Origin of the sequence: Shewanella sp. MF05960 (assembly GCF_050849305.1) — a bacterium.
Lineage (GTDB): Bacteria > Pseudomonadota > Gammaproteobacteria > Enterobacterales > Shewanellaceae > Shewanella.
Map to the genome: position 1 here is coordinate 1 of NZ_JBOZPS010000056.1, position 1322 is coordinate 1322.

Here is a 1322-nt window from a genome sequence, read left to right on the forward strand (position 1 = left end):
AAAAATGTATGGTCCGCCTCGTTATTGCAAATGATATTTTCGATAACGAGGTTGGTTTGCGCTAATGTATTCGGAGTCTTCATTAGGTGCTTTACCACCCGCTCCACGATGAGTTCCGCGCTAGATTGTCCTCAAAAAGCCCAAAGCATACTTTGTTGCTGTTTTTTGTGTCAGGTCTTCAATCTAGTGGTCTGACCGTTCTGCCATCTTATCTATCATCTGCAAACTCGGGTTAAACTCTTATTTCAAATGCTTGCTTGGTCGATAACACTGACCACGCTATTCGCACTAACTTATTTGCCAAAGCAACTACGGCTACATTGAATGGCTTCCTCGCTCTGAGTTCAAGTATCCATTCGCCAAATACCGCCAGCGCTTTTTCTGGCCTTGATAACATCGCTCGTGCACCATGAATAAATAACGTTCTTAATGCCTTATTTCCACGCTTACTGATACCCAGCAAGGTCGATTTACCTCCCGTTGAATATTGATGAGGGACTAACCCTATCCATGCGGCCATTTGACGGCCATTTTTAAAATGAGTGACATCAGAGATATCGGCTAAACACTGAGCCGCTGTTAAATCTCCCACCCCAGGTATCGTTTTTAATAACTGCGCTCGCACGTCTTGCTCAACAAGCTGTTTAAGCTTTTTATCTTGACCTGCTATGCGTTCACTCAGCAGTAAATAGTACTCATGGTGCTCTATCAATTCTTGCATCAACATGACTGGAAGCGGTTCGCCGTTATCGGCAATCCATTGAAATAGCACTTTCATTTTGGCATGCCCTCTAGGAAAACTCATGCCAAACTCAAGTAAGATTGCACCAATGCGTGACATACATGCTGTCCGCTCTTTGATATAACTAGACCGAACACGCTGAATAACACTAATGACTTGTGAGGTTTCTGTTTTTACACCAACAAAGCGCATCGACGGCCTTGTGCATGCTTCAGCTATCGCATCGGCATCAATATAATCATTTTTATTTGTTTTAACGTAAGGTTTAACATATTGGGGAGGGATGAGTTTAACCTCATGACCGAGTGATTGGCATTTTCTTGCCAACCAGTGGGAGCCACCGCATGACTCCATTGCAATTGTCGTTTTAGGTGTTTGTGACAGAAATTGAATGAGCTTTGGACGACTTAAATGCTTACGTAATTGTTCACGACCAGTGTGATCGTGCCCAACAAGATGAAAAGAAGATTTGCCTAAATCGATCCCAATTACTTTAATAGTAGACATGATGCTTCGCCTCTTTGATTAGCCTACCCTAAGTTTAGCTTAGGGGTGAGGCGGACCATCTAATTAAGCCCCA

At 43.2% G+C, this 1322-nt stretch carries 1 protein-coding gene; it reads right to left on the reverse strand.

Features of this window, described 5'->3' with window-relative positions; all coding sequences use genetic code 11:
- Window positions 1-232 precede the first annotated feature (232 nt).
- Window positions 233-1249, reverse strand: coding sequence for an IS110 family transposase (locus ACROAE_RS20540; protein ID WP_432406175.1), 1017 nt, complete (start codon window positions 1247-1249; stop codon window positions 233-235).
- Between the last annotated feature and the right edge of the window lie 73 nt (window positions 1250-1322).

What these genes read in the sequence shown, in the direction of transcription:
- ACROAE_RS20540 (WP_432406175.1), bottom strand. Translation starts at nt 1,249, where the DNA reads ATGTCTACTATTAAAGTAATTGGGATCGATTTAGGCAAATCTTCTTTT.